The 1,463-nt window shown below is 23.9% G+C and carries 2 protein-coding genes; both read left to right on the top strand.

Annotation, left to right across the window (positions count from 1 at the left end; genetic code table 11):
* Positions 1 to 60 precede the first annotated feature (60 nt).
* Complete coding sequence (locus tag RI76_RS02080) at positions 61 to 747, top strand: hypothetical protein (RefSeq protein WP_017192491.1); 687 nt, start codon at positions 61 to 63, stop codon at positions 745 to 747.
* A 406-nt stretch (positions 748 to 1,153) separates the two neighbouring features.
* Positions 1,154 to 1,285, top strand: a complete 132-nt coding sequence (locus RI76_RS03340) for a hypothetical protein (RefSeq protein WP_017192489.1) — start codon at positions 1,154 to 1,156, stop codon at positions 1,283 to 1,285.
* The last annotated feature ends 178 nt before the right edge of the window (positions 1,286 to 1,463 follow it).

Genomic DNA, 1,463 nt, shown 5'->3' with positions numbered 1-1,463 from the left:
GTTTTTTTATTTATCAAAAAAAAATAATTATTCAAATTAATTTAATAAAAAAGGACGATTATGAAAATAGTAAAAAAATATTTATATCACTTTTTCATTGCAATGGGTTTTTTGTTCACTTTATTCTTTATCATCAAAATATCCCCTCACAACGAACATCATTACAACAACGCTTCTCATCGCCAATACGCTAATTTACAAGATAATTCTTTTTCGAATATCAAAAAATATTACGATGAAAAAGTAAGCAATTTAAAGCAAGAAAAAATCAAAAACTTCACAAATATAAAATTATTGCCTCTTTTAGGACTTGAAGAATTTATGAAAAACTATAACACACAAGAAACTTATCCCATTATTTTCATTCCTGATGCGAAAGAAATGATTGAATTTATTGATAAAACTTTGCAAGGATGCTTGAAAACTGCTTGCTTGACTTTAATCCAAGGAACAATCGATTGGATCAGCAAACAATTGGAAAAAAATATTTTTTTAAAAATTGAAAAACATATGGTTAAAAATGCTAAAAATAATTGTCATGATGAAGAATATAGTGCGACAACTAAATTCGAGGATCAAATTATCTGCCAAATGAAAAACATAAATAATTCGCATTTTTATATTGAGAAATGTGATGACACTCCAAGCGATGGTTATTGTTTTTTTCACGCTTTAAACAATATTTTAAAACAAAAAATAAATCAAAACGAGTTTAATAAACTTCAAGAAAAGATAAAAAGCCTTTAAAAGCCGTTAGAACGCGTTTAATAAACAAAAATAATAAACAAAAAAACCATCCTCAAAGTATTTATTAATGAGAATGAGGATGGTTTTTGTTAAAAAAATAAAAACATAAATGTCTTTAAAAGGGATTGTCTATCATATTATAATTGTTAATTTCATTATTATGCTTTTTAGGTTTAATTATTAATCTTTTTAGCTAAAATAAAATTATTAATTTTGGTATTTTTTTATGTTAGAATGATTTTGGATGATTTCATTTTTAAAAATAATTTTATTTTTGAAAAATAAAAATTTTATCAATAAATTGATATACATTTTCTTGCTTCGTTTCCAACAAACGGCGCGAGTACTTTTTTGGTTCCACAATTTTTTCATAAGTTTACGGTAAGTGGGATGGGACATTTTATATATGAAACATTTCCAACCGGGAAGCACAATTAACCGAAAAACTTTGACGAAAATCATTACAGTAAGTGGGACGGTTCATTTAGGTAAAAACTTTTTAACCGTTAAAAAAAATCAACCAAAAAAAGGTTTATAAAAATGATAACAATTTAATGAAATCAACCAAATAAATTATAACACATCTGTTAATATTTATTCCTAATTAAAAATTAATATTTTATCAATTATAAAAAATACTTCAAATAATTATTTATTTGAAGTATTTTTTTCTTTAAAAGAGGTTCAAATGGTTTTTGGAAAAAGAATTATTTACC

It is taken from the genome of Milkweed yellows phytoplasma str. MW1 (genome assembly GCF_000309485.1).
Classification (GTDB): domain Bacteria; phylum Bacillota_I; class Bacilli_A; order Acholeplasmatales; family Acholeplasmataceae; genus Phytoplasma.
This window is presented reverse-complemented; position numbering and strand designations above follow the sequence as displayed.